General features: G+C 56.4%; 19 protein-coding genes. 6 read left to right on the top strand and 13 right to left on the bottom strand.

Annotated elements, in window-relative coordinates:
* Positions 1–6: 6 nt before the first annotated feature.
* From phaR to OSH09_RS12475, 5 genes are all read right to left on the bottom strand, one after another.
* Complete coding sequence (gene phaR / locus OSH09_RS12495) at positions 7–549, bottom strand: polyhydroxyalkanoate synthesis repressor PhaR (RefSeq protein ID WP_207873641.1); 543 nt, start codon at positions 547–549, stop codon at positions 7–9.
* Between the two features lie 59 nt (positions 550–608).
* Complete coding sequence (gene phbB / locus OSH09_RS12490; RefSeq protein ID WP_207873640.1) at positions 609–1346, bottom strand: acetoacetyl-CoA reductase; 738 nt, start codon at positions 1344–1346, stop codon at positions 609–611.
* 125 nt (positions 1347–1471) lie between these two features.
* Entirely contained in the window at positions 1472–3103 is a 1632-nt protein-coding gene (locus tag OSH09_RS12485; RefSeq protein ID WP_266121152.1) for a PHA/PHB synthase family protein, read from the bottom strand.
* A 142-nt stretch (positions 3104–3245) separates the two neighbouring features.
* A complete protein-coding gene (gene pgeF, locus OSH09_RS12480) occupies positions 3246–4013 on the bottom strand; it encodes a peptidoglycan editing factor PgeF (RefSeq protein WP_266121151.1) in 768 nt (255 codons plus the stop codon).
* Positions 3995–4960 (bottom strand): RluA family pseudouridine synthase, encoded by a 966-nt coding sequence (locus tag OSH09_RS12475; protein WP_207873637.1) that lies wholly within the window; start codon positions 4958–4960, stop codon positions 3995–3997. The genes pgeF and OSH09_RS12475 overlap by 19 nt, the downstream gene beginning before the upstream one ends.
* 95 nt (positions 4961–5055) lie before the next feature.
* Here OSH09_RS12475 and OSH09_RS12470 point away from each other — a divergent pair, with 95 nt between their 5' ends.
* Positions 5056–5853 (top strand): outer membrane protein assembly factor BamD, encoded by a 798-nt coding sequence (locus OSH09_RS12470; protein WP_266121189.1) that lies wholly within the window; start codon positions 5056–5058, stop codon positions 5851–5853.
* A 142-nt stretch (positions 5854–5995) separates the two neighbouring features.
* Here the strand turns inward: OSH09_RS12470 and OSH09_RS12465 are convergent, their stop codons facing one another.
* The 7 genes from OSH09_RS12465 to OSH09_RS12435 all read right to left on the bottom strand — a co-directional run bounded on the left by OSH09_RS12465 (position 5996) and on the right by OSH09_RS12435 (position 12516).
* Positions 5996–6676, bottom strand: coding sequence for a TetR/AcrR family transcriptional regulator (locus tag OSH09_RS12465; protein WP_266121150.1), 681 nt, complete (start codon positions 6674–6676; stop codon positions 5996–5998).
* A 51-nt stretch (positions 6677–6727) separates the two neighbouring features.
* Entirely contained in the window at positions 6728–8023 is a 1296-nt protein-coding gene (locus OSH09_RS12460; RefSeq protein WP_222667457.1) for a TRAP transporter large permease, read from the bottom strand.
* A 2-nt stretch (positions 8024–8025) separates the two neighbouring features.
* A complete protein-coding gene (locus OSH09_RS12455) occupies positions 8026–8532 on the bottom strand; it encodes a TRAP transporter small permease (RefSeq protein WP_266121149.1) in 507 nt (168 codons plus the stop codon).
* A gap of 20 nt (positions 8533–8552) precedes the next feature.
* A complete protein-coding gene (dctP, locus tag OSH09_RS12450; protein ID WP_266121148.1) occupies positions 8553–9545 on the bottom strand; it encodes a TRAP transporter substrate-binding protein DctP in 993 nt (330 codons plus the stop codon).
* 48 nt (positions 9546–9593) lie between these two features.
* Positions 9594–10919 (bottom strand): NAD(P)/FAD-dependent oxidoreductase, encoded by a 1326-nt coding sequence (locus tag OSH09_RS12445; protein ID WP_266121147.1) that lies wholly within the window; start codon positions 10917–10919, stop codon positions 9594–9596.
* The gene (locus tag OSH09_RS12440; protein WP_266121146.1) at positions 10916–11281 is read right to left on the bottom strand and encodes an ethanolamine utilization protein EutQ; all 366 of its coding nucleotides are present in this window, start codon (positions 11279–11281) and stop codon (positions 10916–10918) included. Before OSH09_RS12440 ends, OSH09_RS12445 begins: the two co-directional genes overlap by 4 nt.
* A gap of 347 nt (positions 11282–11628) precedes the next feature.
* Entirely contained in the window at positions 11629–12516 is an 888-nt protein-coding gene (locus OSH09_RS12435; RefSeq protein ID WP_266121145.1) for an NmrA/HSCARG family protein, read from the bottom strand.
* A gap of 89 nt (positions 12517–12605) precedes the next feature.
* Between OSH09_RS12435 and OSH09_RS12430 the strand changes: the two genes are divergently transcribed.
* Positions 12606–13019, top strand: coding sequence for a winged helix-turn-helix transcriptional regulator (locus OSH09_RS12430; RefSeq protein ID WP_266121144.1), 414 nt, complete (start codon positions 12606–12608; stop codon positions 13017–13019).
* 25 nt (positions 13020–13044) lie between these two features.
* Entirely contained in the window at positions 13045–13524 is a 480-nt protein-coding gene (locus OSH09_RS12425) for a hypothetical protein (RefSeq protein WP_266121143.1), read from the top strand.
* A gap of 29 nt (positions 13525–13553) precedes the next feature.
* On the opposite strand, the gene OSH09_RS12420 is transcribed toward OSH09_RS12425, so the two are convergent.
* A complete protein-coding gene (locus OSH09_RS12420; protein WP_266121142.1) occupies positions 13554–15608 on the bottom strand; it encodes an ATP-dependent DNA helicase in 2055 nt (684 codons plus the stop codon).
* A 160-nt stretch (positions 15609–15768) separates the two neighbouring features.
* On the opposite strand from OSH09_RS12420, the gene OSH09_RS12415 reads away from it, so the two are divergent.
* The 3 genes from OSH09_RS12415 (at position 15769) to OSH09_RS12405 (ending at position 19519) form a co-directional block, all read left to right on the top strand.
* Complete coding sequence (locus OSH09_RS12415; protein WP_266121141.1) at positions 15769–18117, top strand: Tex family protein; 2349 nt, start codon at positions 15769–15771, stop codon at positions 18115–18117.
* Positions 18118–18120: 3 nt separating this feature from the next.
* Complete coding sequence (locus OSH09_RS12410) at positions 18121–18633, top strand: DUF6630 family protein (RefSeq protein WP_207873626.1); 513 nt, start codon at positions 18121–18123, stop codon at positions 18631–18633.
* A 241-nt stretch (positions 18634–18874) separates the two neighbouring features.
* Positions 18875–19519 carry a CatB-related O-acetyltransferase gene (locus OSH09_RS12405; RefSeq protein WP_266121140.1) on the top strand — a complete coding sequence of 215 codons (645 nt, stop codon included), beginning with the start codon at positions 18875–18877 and terminating at the stop codon, positions 19517–19519.
* Positions 19520–19592: the final 73 nt, after the last annotated feature.

The raw sequence follows: 19592 nt of genomic DNA, 5'->3' as shown, positions 1-19592 counted from the left end.
AAAAAATCAGTCCTTCTTGTCTTTGCCCGGTGGCACAAAGGGAAAGACCGAGAACATTTGCCGGGTTTGATCCTGCATCTGATCCTGCATTTGCACGAACAGATTTTTGCTCTGATCAATATAGCTGTTCATGACGGTCTGCATGACAGGCGCCTGCACACTCATGAACTGCGCCCAGGCTTCAGGACCGAACTGCCCGCCGTACACGCCTTTGGACTGCTCGGTCATGCGTTCCTGGATTTCCATGAAAGCCTGGATGTTCTTTTCCAGATACGAGCCCATCACCCCCTGCATGGCATTGCCATAGAAACGGATGATTTGCATCAGCACCGGGGTCGAGAACATGGGAATTCCCCCGCTTTCTTCCTCAAGAATGATCTGCAACAGAATACTGCGCGTCAGGTCCTCGCCGCTTTTGGCATCGACGACCGCGAACTCCTCTCCTGACAGGACCAACTGCTTGACATCGACCATGGTGATGTAAGCGCTGGCCTGCGTGTCGTACAAGCGACGATTGGGGTATTTCTTGATGAGCCGAGGGGATCCCATGCTGGTGCTTACTTCCTAATCAATAAAACAAAGACAAACGAATTGCACAGTGGCAAGCCTTAGCTCATGTGCAGGCCGCCGTTCAGGGAGAAATCCGCGCCTGTTGCAAAACCTGAGTCCACCGAGGCCAACCAGGCCACCATAGAACCGATTTCATCAGGCGTACCCAAACGGCCTACCGGGATGGTCGCGACGATTTTCTCCAGAACATCGGGACGAATCGCACGCACCATGTCAGTACCAATATAACCGGGGGAAATAGTATTGACCGTCACCCCCTTATTGGCAACCTCTTGCGCCAGCGCCATGGTAAAGCCGTGGATACCGGCTTTGGCGGTGGAGTAGTTGGTCTGGCCGAACTGTCCTTTTTGCCCGTTCACCGAACTGATGTTGACGATACGGCCCCACTGACGCTCCACCATGCCATCAATGACCTGCTTGGTCACGTTAAACAGGCTGTTCAGGTTGGTATCGATCACCATGCGCCAATCTTCCTGGCTCATTTTACGAAACGTACCGTCGCGTGTAATCCCGGCATTATTGACCAGCACATCGACACGACCAAAATCGGCAAAAACCTTTTTAAAGGTTTCAACCGTCGAATCCCAATCTGCGACGTTGCCCACCGACGCATGGAATGTATAGCCTAGCTCGGCCTGCTCGCCCAACCACTTTTGATAGTCACGGTTAGGGCCGCAACCGGCAATAACGGTAAAACCGTCCTTGGCCAGGCGCTGACAAATGACTGTCCCTATCCCTCCCATACCACCAGTTACGTAAGCTACTTTGCTGCTCATATACATCTCCTGAAAGGGGTGACATAGCTCAAATCCCGATGCCGGCCTGGGCAATGTCATCAAACGACATCGGGATAAAGGAAGCGGACGAATCGCCCTGCTCCCGAAACCTGAAAATTGAAGTCTTAACTGGCGCGTACTTTGACGTAGCTGCCTGGTGCCTCTTCCAGCACCGGGTAGCGGGCATGGCCCAGACTACGTTTGGCGCGGCGACGCGAACCGGACAAAGGGGCCAGCCAGGCAATCCAGTCCGACCACCAGCTACCGGGAACAGACTGCGCCCGTTCCATATACTGCTGGGCATCCAGCGAGGCGACCGGCTCCCCATCTTGCAACACCCAATAATTACGGCGCTGCTTGGCAGGCGGATTGATCACACCGGCAATATGGCCCGACGCCCCCAACACAAAACGATGCTGGGCCGCAGGCAAAGCCTGCAAGGAGGCATAGGCCGACTGCCAGGGCACGATATGGTCTTCTTTGGAGCCATACAGGTACACAGGCAAGTCCAATTGGCTCAAATCAGCACGGTGAGCCCCTACTGGCACGCCGCCCTCTTGAACCAGGCGGTTTTCCAGATAGGTATTACGCAAATACCAGGTAAAGAAAGGGCCGGGCAAATGGGTGCCGTCAGAGTTCCAATACAGCAGGTCAAAGGCCGGAGGCTTTTTGCCCTGCAAATAATTGCTGTTGACGTAGTTCCAGACCAGCTCGGCCGGTCTCAAGAAAGAAAACGTGCTGGCCAGCTCGCGAGCATTCAGCAAACCGCCCTGCCCTAACTGCCATTCCCGATACGCCACCTGCGCTTCGTCAATGAACACATTGAGCATGCCCACATCCGTGAAGTCCAGCATGGTGGTCAGCAAGGTCATGGACGCAGCCGGGTCCTGGCCCTTGTCACGCGCCAGCGCCAAGGCACTGGCCAGCAAGGTGCCGCCAATACAAAAACCCAGCGTATTGATTTTTTTCTGGCCAGACAGCTCCTGGCTGACGCGAATGGCCTCCAGCACGCCCTGCTCCAGATAATCCTGCCAACCCAGGGCATGGATATGTGCGGCATCGTCAGGCTGAGGATTGCGCCAGGACATCAGATACACCGTCAGCCCCTGATCCAGGGCGTGACGCACAAAGGAGTTCTCCGGCTGCAAGTCCAGAATATAGAACTTGTTAATGCAGGGAGGCACAATCAGCAAAGGCACCGCATGCACCATCGTCGTGGTGGGCGCGTACTGGATAAGCTGAAAAATATCGTTCTGGAACACCACGGCACCCGAAGTGGTGCCCACGTTTTGCCCCAACTGAAACTGGCTTTCATCCGTTTGCGTCAGACGCCCTTTTTGCCAGTCGTCCACGAAATTGGACATGCCTTCCAGCACAGACTGGCCGCCCGTATCCATCATGGTCTGCAGGGCCTGGGGGTTGAGCATCAGATAATTGCTGGGCGACATGGCTTCGGCCCACTGCATCATGGAAAAGCTCAGGCGTTCGCGCTGCGCCGCTTCCAGATCCATCAGGCCCAGCATATCGTTCATGGCCTGAACGCTAAGCTGCCAGATATGGGCATTGAACAAGGCGGTAGGATTGCTCTGCCAGGCGGCATCGGCAAAACGGCGATCCTGCGGGGGTGGCAAGGCGCCACGTTGAGCCTGGTCCCACAGATCCTGCCACTGCTGTGTGTAACGAGCCTGAAGTTCAGCACAGCGGGTGGCATCCATCGGTTTGCCAAAACCTTGAAAAGCACTGTTGTTACTCGACATCTGCCACCTGTAAACGAATTGCAAATACGCTTAGAGCATGACGTTCGTAACAAAAGCAGTCAATTGGGGTAATTAATTAGGCTGGCACGCCAATAGACAGAATCAAAGATTCCTTATCGTATTTAAAACGATCAAAAAACCGTTAAAGCGGGTTCAAGCGAGCAATGGTGGCCTGTCGGCCCGTCAAGGGCGAACGGCGGTAGGAATAAAACAATTCGTTTTGTTGAAACGTGCACAGGCCACTTAAATGCACGGTCATTTTGCCGGGACACAGTTTTTCCAAACGATGGCGTGCAATACCGGGCAAGTCCGCCTGCCATTTCCCTGGACGCTGACCGGGAATAAAAAAGCGCGCTAATTCAGACTCATTGGAAACATAGGCATCGAAAACCTCCTGTCCCACCTCGAAGTGCTCCTGACTGATGGCAGGCCCAATCCAGGCTTGCCAGGACTGTGCTTGCGGGCAACGGGCCGCCATCGCCTGCCAGGTTCGCTCCAATGCTCCGGCCTGCAGACCGCGCCAACCAGCATGGGCCACGCCCAGCACTTGGCTCTGCTCATCCCAGATCACGACTGGCAAGCAGTCAGCAGTCAAAATCGCTAGCGTACGATCCCGGCGGGTAGTGATCGCCGCATCAAACTCGCGGGGTACAGCAGGCAAGATATCCAGATCTGCATCCAGCACGTCTGTGCCATGCACCTGTGCCAGCCAGACAGGGTCTGCCCCCAAAAACTCTGCTACCCGTTGGCGATTGGCCTGCACCCGTTCCGGGTCGTCGCCCGTGTTGAGTCCCAGGTTCAAGCTGCTACGCTCGTCCTGGCTGACGCCCCCGGCACGGGTCGTACAAAAATAAAGCAGCCCCGCTTGTTCGGGGCCGCTAACAGTAGGAATCAGCTTTGAGTGTGCCATTCAATCGCCTCTACGACAGACTGATAATCAGACGGTGGTGCCGCCGAGAAACGGCGACGCTCGCCCGTATCGGGATCATCAAACTCCAGCACATGGGCATGCAACATTTGGCGCTGGGCCCCGGCAACCACTCGGCCACCATATAAGGTATCGGCCAGCAAGGGATGCTTGATCGAGCTTAGATGCACACGAATCTGGTGGGTACGCCCGGTCTCAAGACGGCACGCCACCTCAGTCACGGACTCTTCGCCTGCATACCCCTGACGCAGCATCTGATAATGCGTGACGGCGGCCTTGGGGGCAACAGAGGGCCCGGTACTCATGCGTACCGGCACACGCAAATCGCGTCCAATAGGCTCATCCACCGAACCCTGACCCGGCAAGACACCATGGACCAACGCCAGATACTGGCGTCCCATGCTACGCTCTTGCAGTTGTCGGACAAAGTGAGTTTGAGCCACTTCCGTGCGGGCCACGACCAGCAAGCCAGACGTATCTTTGTCCAGCCGGTGTACAACACCGGCACGGGGCACCTGACGCAAATTGGGAAAGCGAAACAGCAAACCATTGAGCAAGGTGCCGCGCCAGTTACCCGCACCGGGGTGCGTGACCAGACCCACGGGCTTGTTGACGACCAGCCAGGAATCGCTTTGGGCCACAATCTCAAAGTCTACGTCATCGGGCTCGAAGGCCATGTCTTCGGGGGCTTGCTGCTCCCAGACCAGCACGGTATCACCGGGGTAAACCGTATGCTTGACCTTGACGGCCTGGCCGTTGACAAGAACATGCCCGCTCTCGACCCAGGACTGTAGACGGCTGCGCGAATGCTGTGGCAGTAAACGCGCTAAAGTCTTGTCCAGACGGTCTGGGGACGCAGTGATGGGAAGGATAAAACGCAGTGCGTCGGAAGAAACAACACTATCTTTTTCAGTATCTGTGTCAGGCATGGCGACAAATCATATAATTGAGCAGCAATGCTAACACCAAGGACGCTTTTGTGACTCGCCTGAACCTGAACTTGCCACGTATTCGTGGTACCAAGCTGGCCCAAGTAGCCGCATTAATGCTGGCCGCCACTTTGCTTGCTGGCTGCGGCACTACCAAAAAAGAAGTTGACCCCACCTCGGGTTGGACCGCCGAACGCCTGTATAAAGACGCCCGCGAAGAAATGTCCGCTGGCAACTGGAAAGATGCGCGTGCCCGCCTGGAAGCCGTCGAGTCCCGTTATCCCTTTGGTACCTTCGCACAACAGTCGCTGATCGACCAAGCCTATATCAACTGGAAAGATGACGAGCCTGCCAAAGCCCTGGCCGCTATCGACCGCTTCCAGAAGCAATACCCCAGCCACCCCGGTACCGACTATATGTTGTACCTGAAAGGGCTGATCTCCTTTACGCCTCCTAGCGCTGCCCTGTCCAACATTACCCAACAGGACCCCAGCGAGCGAGACCCCAAAGGCCTGCGCGAATCCTACGAAGCTTTTAACGATCTGCTGCAACGCTACCCGAATAGCCGTTACGCACCGGATGCTGCCAAGCGCTTGACCTGGCTGGTCAGCACCATCGCCCAGAACGAAGTTCACGTGGCCGAGTACTACTACAAACGTGGTGCTTACGTGGCAGCGGTGAACCGTGCACAGACCGTGATTACGGACTTCAAGGGTGTACCTATTGCTGAGCGTGCTCTGTACTTGATGTACCTGTCCTACGACAAGATGGGTCAAACCGAGCTGCGTGACACCACCAAACGCGTGATGGACGACAACTTCCCTGATTCGGTTTACTTCAAGGAAGGCCTGGATACCAAGGTGAACTACTGGAACCCGATTAACTGGTTCTAAGCCTTGAAGCCAAGCAGCGCAAAACACGGACTGCCTTTGTGAAGCGACAATAAAACGTCCCACAGAACGCAGCCCAAAAAAGGGCCGAATCCCATACAGGATTCGGCCCTTTCAGTTTTTCGGCTTCAGAGTGTCCAAACTATCACCCTGCGTTCTTGGCATTGTCCTTTTGCACGCTATACATACGCTCTGCAAACGCCTTGGCCTTGGCGGGGTCCAGAGGCTGGCCGCCCAGAATCTTCATGGTGTCATCCAGGTAGACCATCCGATCCTTCAGGTCCTCCTGAAGACCAATCAGGTAATAACCAATCTGACAAAAGTAGGTTGTCCGGGCTCGGGTCTGCGCTTCTACCTCTTCCAAACCCATACGCTGAAAGAAATTGGCCAAGGCATTCATGCAGGCCTTGTCCGCCCGCGCTACGGCCTGACGCACCCGCTCGGAGCGCCTTGCCCAATCACGCATGGCCATATCCAGGCCGGGTTCAAAACGGGATACGTCCAGCCAGGTGGAGAACAGGGACAACATGCCATCTTGCAGATTGTCCACGTTCTCCAGCGCCAGCATGGTGGAGCGCATGTTCTTTTGCTCCCAGAAACCGACCAGCCCATCGAGCAGATCGTCCCTGTCCTTGAAATGCCAATAAAAGCTGCCCCGCGTGACGGCCATGACCTGGGCCAGACGAGTGATGCGCACCGCCTCCACGCCTTCCTGCATAAACAGGCGAATGGCAGCCTCCAGCCAATCCGCCCGCGTCAAATGCACATTGGGCTCGGTCAGCGCCCCGGCCTGGGCCACGCGTTCAATCAGTTCCTTATCGCTCATATCACCTGCTTGTAGAGTCGCTTTAGTCGCCAAAGTATACCGGCGCTCCTCTTATAACAGGCCCAGCATTCGTGGAAACGCCAAGGAAACAGCGGGCACGAAGGTGGTGATCAATTGAATCGGAATAGCCACAAAAACAATCATGGCAATCGCTGGACCAAAGGAGCGGTGTACCGCCACTTTACTGATGCGGCAGGACATGTACAGCACCGGCGCCATCGGTGGGCTGTTGGAACCCACGATCACGGCGCACGCCACGATTGCTGCAAACTGCACCGGATTTACATCAGCGACACCAACCAGCGGCAGCAGCAAGGGAGCAACCACGACCGTCAGCGATACGTCATCAATAATCATGCCCACTAAAATAAGAAAGACATTGACCATCAAGAGAATGCCGATAGGGCTGTCAACCAGTCCGGTCACAAAGGCCGTCAAATCCTGCGGTACACCCTGGGCAACCAGAATACGGCCGATCAGGAAGGAAAACAGCAAGATCAAAATGACCGTGCCCGTTGTCTCTGCGGTACGCACAAAGCTGTCACGCAGCGTGCGCATCGTCAGCTCGCGGTACACAAAGCAGCCAATACCAATCACCAGCACCACCGCTACGGCGGCCGCTTCGGTAGGAGTGAATACGCCCCCATAGATGCCCCCAAGAATCAGGGCCGGGATGCACAGTGCTGGCACGGCATAGAGCAGCGTTTTCAACGAAGATCGCCGACTTTGCTCATCGACGGGCTGAGCAGGCAACTCCTTGAACCAGCGCCCGGCCACCACGTAGTTGAACAGCGTCAGCCCGATCATCAAAAGCAGACCTGGCCCGATAGTGGCTGCAAAGCAAGCTACCACTGACTGCTGTGTCACCACGGCAAACAGAATCATGGTGATGGATGGCGGGATCAGAATCCCCAACAAGGAAGAAATTCCCAGCAAGGCCGCCGAATATTGACGCGGGTAACCGCGCTGCTCCATGGGATCGACCAGAATGGTGCCAATAGAAGCCACCGCCGCCGAGGCTGTACCTGAAATAGCCCCAAACACACCTGATGCCAGGACCATGCTGGCTCCCATGCCACCCCGGCGATTCTTGACCAGCATCTCGGCAAAGCCCACCAAACGGTGCGCAATCCCGCCTGCCTGCATCAAATAACCCGCCATGATGAACAAGGGCAAAGCCAGCAGAACCAGTGAGTTCAAGGAACGAAAGCCCTGCAGCATCAAGGTGTTCAAGTTGACGTCATACACCAGCGTCAACATCAGCAGCGTACCGGCAAAGGACCAGGCCACCGGCACCCCTATACCCAAGAGCAGCAAGAGCAAGAGAACAGAAAATCCAGCATGCATAATCAATGGCCTCCATGGCGCACGGCCATCAAAGACTGATAAACATCGCGCAAGGCATACAGCAGGCTACCCGCCGCATTCAAGCCAATCGCTGCCTGAGGCACCCAGACGGGAATCCCCAGCTCCGCCATCGTGGTCGAAAAACGGGCACCCCACATGAACATGCGCAAGGTCCAATACGCAAAGGCCGTCACAATGACCAGCACCAGGATCGAGACCAGCAAACGGTGAATGGCGCGGACACGCGGCGTCTTCAAACGATGCGACAAGTAATCCACCACCAGATGCTGGCGCGACTGGCTGGCAATCAGTGCCCCGGTCATGTAGAGCCAAATCGCCGCCACCATGACGATGGTGTGCACTCCGGTTGCCGGCCAGTTCAGGTAATAACGGGCTGCCACCACATAGGCCAGGCCCGCCGCCACCACAATGCTGGACACAATGGCTAGCCACTCCAGGGCGATCAGGGTCGGCCCGCGCTTAATCGGGATGTCCTCACTCACATTCATACCCCCTTGATTCAAGGTGTTCACTGGAGAACCGAGGCGTTTTTCTCGATATGAGACATGATGCTGTCGCCCACTTCAGCGTGCATCGCAGGCCAGACTTTGGCGCGGACATGCGTACCCAGCGCGGCCAGTTGCTCCTTGTCGAGTTCAATATAGTTTTTGCCCAGCGCCTTCCATTTCTCCACAATGTCCGCATCCGCTACCTGAGCCTTGGCAAACTGCTCCTGCATGATGCTGATGGCCGAGGACTGAACCACTTCCTGCTGCTCGGGTTTCAAGGCTTCCCAGGCTTCCAGATTCATGGACAACACGCCGGTAATGAACTGCTGCTTGCTGCGCACGTAGAAATCCAGCGTGTCGCGGAAGTACTCGTAGTCGTAATAAATGACGTTGGCTGCATCGCCATCCACCACGCCAGTTTGAATCGAGGTAAAGACTTCGCCCCAATCAATGGCTGCCGTCTGATAACCCATGGCTTGCACGGACTGCTGCATCATGGAGATAGGCGGCACGCGCACCTTGATGCTCTTGGCATCCTCTACCGTCAAAGCATGCTTGCCTTTGGTCGCCACGCCATTGAACCCTTCAGGCCAGGCACCAAAGAACTTCAGGCCGTTCTCTTTGTAGATACCGTCCAGCGTTTCATTCAACCAGCCACCGGGCTGGTAAGCGGCCAAGGCTTCCTCCCAGGTGGTGAACATATAGGGCGTGTAGATCACCGCAATGCGCTTGTCGTAGGACGTCATGGGCCAGTTCAACATCAACTGCACATCACCGGCCACGTGCTGGTCGAACACCTCTTCCTGACCGCCCAACTGGTTCTGATAAAAAACGCGTGGCGACAAGGAGCCTTGCGTGCCCTCTTTAATCAGCGCAGCCCATTTCTCGATGGCATCACCACTAGGCGAACCCTGCGCGCCCGAGTCCGTGGCAATACGCAAGGTTTGTGCGGACACCGTGGCCGCGCTCAGGCTGAACATCACCGTCAGCAAAGTCTTGCTCAATAGCTTCATAACTCCTCCTGGGTATTTCTTTTAAATTTATTGTTCAAACTTCGGATATCAGGCTTCCGCCCTGTGCCGCCACAACTCCCAGCCCAAACGGGCACGGACGCCAACATCCAGAAACGGACGTGGTGGCAAGGCATCGGGTTGCCCCAAAGCCTGCATGTCGGCAATCAAGGGGTTATCCACACCGCAAGCCAGATCCGCCACCAACATGCCGGAGATCGTGCCCTTGGTCAGCCCCACCCCGTTCTGACACACCGCGGAATATACATGCGGGGCCACCTGACCAAAGCCGGGTGAACCATTACGGGACAGGCAGATAAAGCCCGTCCAGGTGTGCTCCATTTCCACGTTCTTCAGATTCGGGAAACGCTCATCAAACAAGGTTTTGTGCTCGATGCGCACGCGGCGACGGCTCTCGTCATCACTACGCAAATTGGGGGCGTACGTCATGTGCTGACGAATCAGAATGCGCTGGTCATTGGTGCGACGCATGGTGATGCCCACAAAGGCATTAGCGGGCGTCAAACCCCAGCTAGGCAAACCACCCAATTCACGCTGTTCGCTTTCTGTCAGACAACGGGTCAGGCTGGCATGAGCCGCCATCGGCATCAGCTTGCCGCTATAAAACCCGAATTGCTCTGCAAAGACGTTCACGGCCAGAATCATCTTGCCTGCACGAACTTTGCCGCCGGGGGTTTCCAGCGTGACGCCATCACCTTGCTGCACAGACATCACGGGCGTTTTTTCATAAACAGTGACGTTGGCAGGCATATTGTCGGCCAGACCGCGAGACAAACCCGCCGGATTCAGCAACACCGTACCGGGGGTGTAAATACCTGTGCGGAAATGCTTGAACCCCAGCTTGTCGTGCAAGGCCTTGCCGTCCAGCCACTCATGCGGTTCCTTCAAGGATTCCAGCACTTGCAGCGTAGGTTTCAAGGTTGTGCGTACGCCTTCCTCGGAAACGGCAGCGTGGAATTTCCCGATGGGGCTCCAGTCGCACTCAATGCCGTAACGCTCGACCTGGGTTTTCAGATAAGCAATCGCCGTACGCGCCAGGCGCACATGCGAGCGAGCAGCGTCCAGCTCGCCCATGGAACTGCCGACGTTATGAGGGCTATCAATCGCAAAGCCGGAGTTGCGGCCTTGAGCGCCCTCGCCCACCTGATCAGCTTCCAGCACCACGATGCTATCGCCGGGGCGATTCTCTGCCAGTCGACGGGCTGCGGCCAAACCGGCCAGACCACCACCGACGATCACCCAATCAGCCTGTACGTCTTTAGCCAAAGCGGGCTTGGGCGTGCGGGGCGCCAAGAGCCGACTCCACCCATTGGTCTTGTCGTTCTCCGGCAGGCGCGTAATTTTCTTGATGCTCATGCCGCCGTCCGTGCGCTGGCCCAGTTGCTGGGATGCAGGCAGTAGTGGATCAGGGCAGATTCTGCTTCGTAGATCAGGGGAGTGCCTGCTGGCAGCCAAATGCAATCACGTGGACCGGCTTCCAGAATGCCCTGTGGCGTATGAATGCGAATACTGCCCTCGATCACCGTCACGACCTCGTCGTAAAGCACAGTCCATTCGATGCGAGCCTGGTTCAAGCGTGCATACCCCGCCCCCAAGGGCGTCCCGTCTTCCTCACCCACGATTTCCGCCAACTGCGCCATCTCCGGTTTTTCCTGTCTGGGCTGGAAGACCAAATCGTCAAAACGCATTACTCGCGGCAAAGTTTTTTCTGTTGTCATGTGGATCACCAAACACAAGTGGTTTTAGAACATACATAGTTGTATGTTGTGATGGTAATGAGCCGAATTTGACGCGTCAATGCGTTCAGAGATGGGGATTACCCTGCGTTCCGGGCAGGAGAGCTTTACATTTAAATGATTTAATTGGCCTTGTGACAGGCTGTGCGAGCAAGGTTCTTCGCAGCGTTTTTGGCTGTTTTTAGCAGGCTTACTGATAAGAGAAATAGCGCGTGACAGTGGCGACTACTCAACAAGCAATCGCTCGGTCGCACGAATGAAATGGAGTCCTTCAGCCACAGCGAGAAAGCAACAGACTCCATCTGCGCACATTCCTTCGCCTAGCCTCTCTACGCCTGTTTCCTGCGCAGCGCTTCTTCCAGTTTTCCACGCCCCTCTCCCATCAACCATGAGCGCAAGGAGACAAGTCCAGGATTGATCTCGCGCATCAGGTCGAGGTCCACCCGCTCGGCGAGAGGGCCATCTTTCAGGCTTGACGCCATATGTCCCAAATCGGCGTTGGCAGCCAACACTTCGTCAGGGAATCGGGCATAGGTGATGGAACGACCTGCGGCTTCCGAGAATGCGGCCTCCAGCTCCTGGCCGGTCACACGATCGCTAGCGATCTTCAAGCTCATTCCGGCAAACCGTGCTCTGTCCGCGAACAGGGTGGCAACGATTTTCCCTATGTCTTGCACTGCAGTGAGTTGAATCGAATGATCACGGTGTATCAGGGAAAGCAGCCGCCCTTCATCCAGGCCAAAGCCTGGCCGCACAAGCATCTCCATGAAGATCATCGGACGGATGATCGTTGCGGTAATCGGCAGTTCACGGATGTGTGCCTCGATACGAGGCTTGGCATCGAAGCGCGGAACACCTGTCAGTTCTTCACCAGCGCTCGCCCCCGAGGAATAGATAAAATGCTCGACGCCATTCTTTGCCGCCAGATCAGCAACGCGTGTGCCATAACAAACCTCCTCCTCTGCCGACAGATTGGCAGGCATCACGCTGAAAATGCCATATACACCCTTCATGGCCGACGCGATAAGATTGGCATCGTCCAATGAGCCCTGCACGAGCTCAGCGCCTGCCTCCCGCAACGCAATTGAAGCGGGCCCGGATGGGGCTTGTACAAAAGCGCGCACAGGCCAGTGAGCCTCCAGCAGTGCTTTGACTACCGAGCCGCCTTGCCGACCAGTGGCTCCGAAAACCAGAATGGGACGATGTACTTTGTTCATGATTCAGCTCGAAAAAAAGAGAATGTCGTATTCTTTCCTCGATCCCTGAATTGCGGAAGACGGCACTTTCTTGAACCTCAGGCACAAAAATGAAACCCATAGATCCAGCAGAGTCGGATTCTCCCCAAAAAAAGCACGACAGCGATTCATCCTTCCTGCCGATTCCCTTGAATGGAGTCTGCACACGCCTCGGTGACAAATGGACCGTGCAGGTCATCTGGCGCCTTGCCATCGCGGGTGATCGTAGGCTGCGGTTTTCCGAGATCAAGCGTGAGGTGGAAGGAATCACACAACGCATGCTGACGCTGACACTGCGAAACCTGGAACGAGATGGCTTGGTAGAACGCCATTATTTTCCCGAGGTACCTCCACGTGTGGAATATGAACTGACAGAGATGGGAAAAAATATGTTCGATGCACTGAAAGGCGTCAATGTGTGGGTCAGAGAGAATCTTCCGCGTATACAGGCATCACGTCAAACATACGATGCCAAGAAGCCTTGATATAGAGTTACTGAGTCACAAGACCATGAATCACGAACAAGCAGAAACGCTGGTACTGCAAGCCATTCCTGTGCTGGCAAAAGATCAAAGCATCGAGGAGTGCATCGCCCAACTGCAAGCCAGCGGCCTGTCAGAAGTACGAGCAACCAAGCTTTGCGTGATGATTCCCGAGGCTTTCGGGCTAGCACTAGCCTGGCGTCTGGGTGCCGCCTTACCCGACGAAGAGCAGATGTTTGATGTGTACAACCGTGCAGGTGAGACGGTTAAAGTCCCCATGCTGGGCCAGCATGTGTTTTCCGTCGCACTGGCAATGGCAGTGGCGGTACTCAAAAAAGGCTGGTTTGCGCCTATCACTCGGGAAGCATTTGAGGCAGTCAGCAATCGCAGCGCCGTCATGTCCGTTCTTCAGCAGATAGAGGGCAGCCTGGAAGGCGCTGGCACGCCCAGCCTGTTTTTATGGGGTTTGGTGGCAGAGGACATCGTGGCAGACGAGTCCTTGCCCTAGTTTTAATAGACGGAATACGAGGAATATTTTCAAGCCTGCTCCGAGCTGTCATTCAGCTCCACATCGCTTACTTGGGCACTCTGCCGTTTGGCCTTCTGCTCCCGCAGAAACGCCAACGCACGCGCAGGATCACGGGTACGGGCAAAGGGTGGCAAGCCACGCCACAATAATTTCCCATAGGGTTTTTCAACAATACGGGTATCGCCCACCAGCAGCACACCCCAATCGCGTTCAGTACGAATCAGGCGGCCAGCCCCTTGTTTCAAGGCAATTGCAGCCTCTGGCAGTTGGTATTCCATAAAGGGATTACCACCTCGATCCTTGCACTCCTTGATACGCGCTTCCAGCACGGGATCATCCGGTGGCGCAAAGGGCAGCTTGTCGATAGCGACCAGGGTCAAAGCATCCCCAGGCAGGTCAATCCCTTCCCAGAAGCTGGCACTACCCACCAGCACGGCATTGCCGCGCGCACGGAATTCGTCCAGCAGCACTTGCCGTGAACGCTCCCCTTGGCGCAGCACATTACGCTCTATGTCTTCCTGATCAAAACGATCACGCAACATATCCGCAATCCGCTCTACCGAGCGCAAGGTCGTACAGAGCACCAGCACACCGCCCTGCCCGGCTTTGATCAAAGGCATCAGCGCGTCGACAAAGGCCTGGTTGAAATTCGGGTGGCTAGGCAGCGGCAAGGTACTGGGCACATAGAACAGCGCTTGATTGGGGTAATCAAAAGGCGAGGCCCAGGATTCGGTACGGGCGTCAAACAAGCCCAACTGCCGTTTGAAGTGATTGAAGTCACCATGTACAGAAAGCGTGGCCGAAGTCAGCACCCAGGACTGCTCTTTGCCTCTGTAGCGCGAGAAAATCTTGGCCACGGACAAAGGCGCACTATGCAAACGCAGATAGTGCTGGCCGCTTTCTACCCAACGCACAAACTCGTCAGGCTGATCATCGTCTTTTTCGCTTTCAGGCAGATACGCGTGGCGGCCCTGGCGATCTGGCTGACTCCACTGAAACAAGCGTGCCCGCAATTCCAGTGCACTTTTATGCGCAGCCGCCAGATCAGGATGGCGTTCAGCCACCATAGCCAGCATCTTGATGACCTTGTCGAAGGTTTCCAGCAGTTGTTCCAGCGCCTCGTCAAAGCGTTCTGGTTCGGGCAAGGCCTGGAAGGTGGCACGGCCACCCTGCGCGGCCAGCGAGGCGGTACGCAGATGCAAGTCCCGAGCCGCTTGTTCCAGCTTGCGGGCGACCTGACTCCAGTCCACCGTCTCTCGCGCCTGAGCCAGACCCGCCACTTCAATCTGTCGACACAAATCCGTCAATTGATACAAGGACACGCTGCTACCCAGAAAACGGGTGGCCACGTCGGGCAATTGGTGTGCTTCATCAAACACCACCAGATCCACGCTGGGCAGCAAGTCCGTCACCCCCTCTTCGCGCAAGGCCAGATCGGCCATGAACAGGGCGTGGTTCACCACCACCACATCCGCATCCTGGGCATGGCGGCGCGCTTTCATCACAAAGCAGTCGCGCACAAAGGGACAATCCTGACCCAGGCAGTTATCCCGTGTGGAAGTGACTCGGTGCCAAATATCCGCATCCTCGGGGACTTCGGCCAGCTCGCCCTTGTCGCCGCTACGGCTGCGTTCGGTAAAAAGCTGAATGGCACGCAGGTAAGCGATTTCCGCACGGGACTTCAGGGCCCGGTCATCCTGCCCCAGTCGTTCCAGATGGTAATGACAGACGTAATTACTTCTGCCCTTGAGCAAGGCCACATCGACCGGCAAAGCCAGCGCTTTACGCAGATGGGGAATATCCCGACGGAACAATTGATCCTGCAAGGTACGCGTCCCGGTCGAGACCAGCGCTTTACCGCCTTGCATGAACACGGGCACCAGATAGGCCCAGGTCTTGCCCGTTCCTGTGCCCGCCTCGGCGATCAGTACGCCAGACTCGGCGACGGTCTCGCTGATGGCTTGGGCCAGCTCCAACTGAGCCTGCCGCGGACGATAGTGCGGGACAGACTCTGCCAGTGGGCCTTGGGGGGAAAATATATCGGAATAATCCTGCAACAACATGGGGCAAAACCGCTAAGGGAGAGGTGACGAATGACAGAACTGTCTACAATCACAGTGGAATACATACAAGATGATACCTGCCAATTCTGGGTCACTGCCGGTCTTTATGGCAAAATGCGGCGCTTGCAGACCCTTTTACAACGATGGACCCATAACTGAAATGACTGTGGAAACCCTCGCCCAGCAACAGGATCACCAACAGATTCTGGCGCTACTGGCCTCTGAACTGAACATCCGCATCCAACAAGCCGCCTCGACGGTAGAGCTCTTGGACAACGGGGCCACGGTCCCTTTTATCGCCCGTTATCGCAAAGAAGCAACCGGCGGCCTGGACGATAATGTCCTGCGTGACCTGGAAGTGCGCCTGATCTATTTGCGCGATATGCAATCGCGTCGTCATGCCATTCTGGAATCGATCCGCCAGCAAGAAAAACTGACGCCCGAGCTGGAGCAAGCCATTCTGGTGGCCGACACCAAGCAGCGTCTGGAAGACTTGTACGCCCCTTACAAGCCCAAGCGTCGTACCCGTGCCCAGATTGCCCGCGAAGCGGGCCTGGAGCCGCTGGCGGACGCTATCCTGGCACAAGCCAATGCCGACCCGCTGGCGCTGGCCGAAGGCTATCTGAATGCCGAGGCCAAAATCGACACGGCCAAAGCGGCCCTGGACGGTGCCCGCGACATTCTGGCCGAGCGCTTTGCCGAGCAAGCCGATCTGCTGGAAGCCATGCGCGACCATCTGTGGAAGTCTGCCCACCTGTACTCCAAGGTTGCCGAAGGCAAGGAGCAGGACGGTGACAAATTCCGCGACTGGTTCGATTTCAACGAAGCACTGCGTCAACTGCCTTCCCACCGTGTTCTGGCTTTGCTGCGCGGTCGCCAGCAAGGGGCGCTGGACTTGCGCCTGGGCCTGAACCCCGAACAAGATCAACTGCTGCCACACCCTTGTGTGCTGAAAGTGGCCGAGCTGACTGACATCGGTGCAGACTTCTCCGCCGACGCCAGCCCACGCGATCACTGGTTGGCCGAGGTCTGCCGCTGGACCTGGCGCGTCAAACTGCTGACGGCGTTTGAGTCCGAGCTGATTGGCCGCCTGCGTGAAGAAGCCGAGCAAGAGTCTACCCGCGTGTTTGCTGCCAACCTGCGCGATCTGCTGCTGGCCGCCCCCGCTGGCAATAAAGCGGTGCTGGGTCTGGACCCTGGTATTCGTACCGGCGTGAAAGCCGCGGTGATTGATGCAACCGGCAAAGTGCTGGATACCGCCACCGTCTACCCCTTCGAGCCACGCCGTGACCGCGAGGGCTCGATTCGCACTCTGGCCGGTCTGGCAACACGTTATCAGGTTGAACTGGTGGCGATTGGCAATGGCACCGCATCGCGCGAAACCGAGAAACTGGTCGCTGACCTGCAGTCCGCTTTCCCGCAATTGCCGCTGACCCGTGTGGTGGTATCCGAAGCAGGTGCTTCGGTGTACTCCGCTTCCGAGATGGCCGCCCAGGAATTTCCTGATATGGACGTCAGCCTGCGCGGTGCCGTCTCCATTGCACGCCGCCTGCAAGATCCGCTGGCCGAACTGGTCAAAATCGACCCCAAATCCATTGGTGTCGGCCAGTACCAGCACGATGTGAACCAGCGCGAACTGGCTCGCAGCCTGGATGCCGTGGTGGAAGATTGTGTGAACGCGGTAGGTGTGGACGTCAATACAGCTTCGGCTCCCCTGCTGGCCCGTGTTTCCGGCCTGAACAATACGCTGGCCAAGAACATCGTCACCTGGCGTGACGAGAACGGCGCTTTCCAAAGCCGCAAGCAATTGCGTGATGTGCCCCGCTTTGGTGAAAAAGCCTTCGAGCAAGCCGCTGGTTTTTTGCGTATTCCAGGTGCGGCCAATCCCTTGGACGCCTCCTCGGTTCACCCTGAAGCCTACCCCGTGGCGGCCCGTATTCTGGAGCGTCTGCAAACCGAAGCCAGTGAAGTCATGGGCAAGTCCGGCGCACTGAAAGGCCTGTCGCCCTCGGACTTTACCGATGAACGCTTTGGTTTACCGACCGTGCGTGATATTTTTAACGAAATTGAAAAGCCCGGCCGCGATCCTCGCCCTGAGTTCACCACCGCCAAGTTCCAGGAAGGCATCGACTCCCTGAAAGATCTGACGCCCGGCATGATTCTGGAAGGTGTGGTTACCAACGTGGCCAACTTTGGTGCCTTTGTGGATATCGGTGTGCACCAGGACGGTCTGGTCCATATCTCGGCCCTGTCTGAGACCTTTGTGAAAGACCCGCGCGATGTCGTTCGCGTTGGTCAGACGGTTAAGGTTAAAGTTCAGGAAGTGGATATAGCCCGCAAGCGTATTGGTTTGACCATGCGCCTGAACGACGACAGCGCCCCGGTGCGTGGTTCCAGCAGCACAAGCAATGCTCCCCAGCGCCGTTCCGGTAACAATCGCCCCAACCGGCAAGCTGAACCGGCACCGACAGGTGCAATGGCAGCCGCCTTTAGCAAACTTCGGAGATAAGCCATGACTGAGACCGAGCGCCTTTCCCAACTGACGCGTCTGCTCAATCTGCTGACCGGATTTGATCAGAAGGAACAGGATATTGCAGCCATCAGCCAGTCCGTGCTGACAGCCAGCGCCAGCCCGGCAGCGATGGGCGAAGCATATGGCAAGCACGCCCAGAACCTGATGGAGCATGACCCTGATGGCGCTCTGATCCTGGCCATCAGCTACGAACTGGACGACTACCTGGCCCTGGCCGATACCGTGGACGAACTGTGGGAAGAAATCCTGGCCGCGTTTGAAAGCCAGGACCTGCCCGCCTTCCCCTACGAGGACATGCCATTTCAGGATGTGGACGGCTTTTTCCAATGGGCCAACGAGCAATTGAAGGAATTTCATCCTTCCTATTGCCTGCTGGAGTTTGCCCAAAGCTATGACGAGGAATTTCAGCTTATCGTCGTTAAACGCGAGAACCTGGACGAAATTCTGAGCCTGTGTGAAAAACTGGGTATTCCCGCCCAGCCTGCCGAATAAGACAGGTATTCCTGGCCCAAGCCCATCATCAAGCCCTGCATGAATTATTCATGCAGGGCTTGATGCTTTTGGCCTGCCTGAATGCAAAGCGCCTCAAAGCGCATTAGACTAGTCCCGCCATCAGCGTCAACAAAGCGAGCTTCCTACACGCGCCTGACTGCCTGGCCCAAACACGAACATCTCACCTTGCCCTTACTGGCGCAAAGCCAGATCCAGCACAGCAAGGTCCAGAAGGAGAAGCATGGTGCAAAAGCACTGGTCGCAGGTCGAACTCCTGCACGAAACCGTATCCAACCCCAATATCCATGTGCGTGGCACACACAGCTACTACAGCCATGCCTGGACCGGCAGTTTTGAAGAAAGCGTGGTGCGTTACCTGTACGGAGACGAATACAGCCGCAAGGCCTGGACCTCTCAATGGCCGGTAGACCAGCTACATATTGGCGACTACGTATGTATCGGCGCCGAGGCCGTGATTCTGATGGGGGGTAACCATACCCATCGCATGGACTGGTTCAGCCTGTATCCCTTCGTGGACAAGATTACGGATGCCTATGTGGGCAAAGGCGACACCCATATCCATGACGGTGCCTGGATCGGCATGCGGGCCATGATCATGCCCGGTGTAGTGATTGGAGAAGGCGCTGTCGTGGCCTCCGGTGCGATTGTGACCAAGAGCGTGGCACCGTACACGATTGTGGCCGGGAACCCGGCTGTGCCCGTGCGCAAGCGCTTTGCTGAGGCAAGCATTGAACGATTGCTGGGCCTGAAGATATATGAATGGCCGGAAGAGAAATTCACAGCTCTGCGCGACATGATCTGCGCAGAAGATATTGCGGCATTGGAGCTGGCCAGCAAAGACTGGGACCAGAAGTCCACAGTCTAGCTCCTGACTCAAGCTCACTGCATTCAGCGCGGGATTGATCCTCAGTCAAGGATCAATCCTGCAGCAGACACAC

The sequence above is a fragment of the Alcaligenes parafaecalis genome, from assembly GCF_026344135.1.
Lineage (GTDB): Bacteria > Pseudomonadota > Gammaproteobacteria > Burkholderiales > Burkholderiaceae_B > Alcaligenes > Alcaligenes parafaecalis.
Note: the sequence above shows the minus strand (reverse complement) of the source record. Positions and strands in the feature narration are given on the sequence as shown.

Bases quoted from the DNA above. Each gene is read 5' to 3' on its own strand.
- phaR (WP_207873641.1), bottom strand. From the start codon at position 549: ATGGGATCCCCTCGGCTCATCAAGAAATACCCCAATCGTCGCTTGTAC.
- phbB (WP_207873640.1), bottom strand. From the start codon at position 1,346: ATGAGCAGCAAAGTAGCTTACGTAACTGGTGGTATGGGAGGGATAGGG.
- OSH09_RS12485 (WP_266121152.1), bottom strand. From the start codon at position 3,103: ATGTCGAGTAACAACAGTGCTTTTCAAGGTTTTGGCAAACCGATGGAT.
- pgeF (WP_266121151.1), bottom strand. From the start codon at position 4,013: ATGGCACACTCAAAGCTGATTCCTACTGTTAGCGGCCCCGAACAAGCG.
- OSH09_RS12475 (WP_207873637.1), bottom strand. From the start codon at position 4,960: ATGCCTGACACAGATACTGAAAAAGATAGTGTTGTTTCTTCCGACGCA.
- OSH09_RS12465 (WP_266121150.1), bottom strand. From the start codon at position 6,676: ATGAGCGATAAGGAACTGATTGAACGCGTGGCCCAGGCCGGGGCGCTG.
- OSH09_RS12460 (WP_222667457.1), bottom strand. From the start codon at position 8,023: ATGCATGCTGGATTTTCTGTTCTCTTGCTCTTGCTGCTCTTGGGTATA.
- OSH09_RS12455 (WP_266121149.1), bottom strand. From the start codon at position 8,532: ATGAATGTGAGTGAGGACATCCCGATTAAGCGCGGGCCGACCCTGATC.
- dctP (WP_266121148.1), bottom strand. From the start codon at position 9,545: ATGAAGCTATTGAGCAAGACTTTGCTGACGGTGATGTTCAGCCTGAGC.
- OSH09_RS12445 (WP_266121147.1), bottom strand. From the start codon at position 10,919: ATGAGCATCAAGAAAATTACGCGCCTGCCGGAGAACGACAAGACCAAT.
- OSH09_RS12440 (WP_266121146.1), bottom strand. From the start codon at position 11,281: ATGACAACAGAAAAAACTTTGCCGCGAGTAATGCGTTTTGACGATTTG.
- OSH09_RS12435 (WP_266121145.1), bottom strand. From the start codon at position 12,516: ATGAACAAAGTACATCGTCCCATTCTGGTTTTCGGAGCCACTGGTCGG.
- OSH09_RS12430 (WP_266121144.1), top strand. From the start codon at position 12,606: ATGAAACCCATAGATCCAGCAGAGTCGGATTCTCCCCAAAAAAAGCAC.
- OSH09_RS12425 (WP_266121143.1), top strand. From the start codon at position 13,045: ATGAATCACGAACAAGCAGAAACGCTGGTACTGCAAGCCATTCCTGTG.
- OSH09_RS12420 (WP_266121142.1), bottom strand. From the start codon at position 15,608: ATGTTGTTGCAGGATTATTCCGATATATTTTCCCCCCAAGGCCCACTG.
- OSH09_RS12415 (WP_266121141.1), top strand. From the start codon at position 15,769: ATGACTGTGGAAACCCTCGCCCAGCAACAGGATCACCAACAGATTCTG.
- OSH09_RS12410 (WP_207873626.1), top strand. From the start codon at position 18,121: ATGACTGAGACCGAGCGCCTTTCCCAACTGACGCGTCTGCTCAATCTG.
- OSH09_RS12405 (WP_266121140.1), top strand. From the start codon at position 18,875: ATGGTGCAAAAGCACTGGTCGCAGGTCGAACTCCTGCACGAAACCGTA.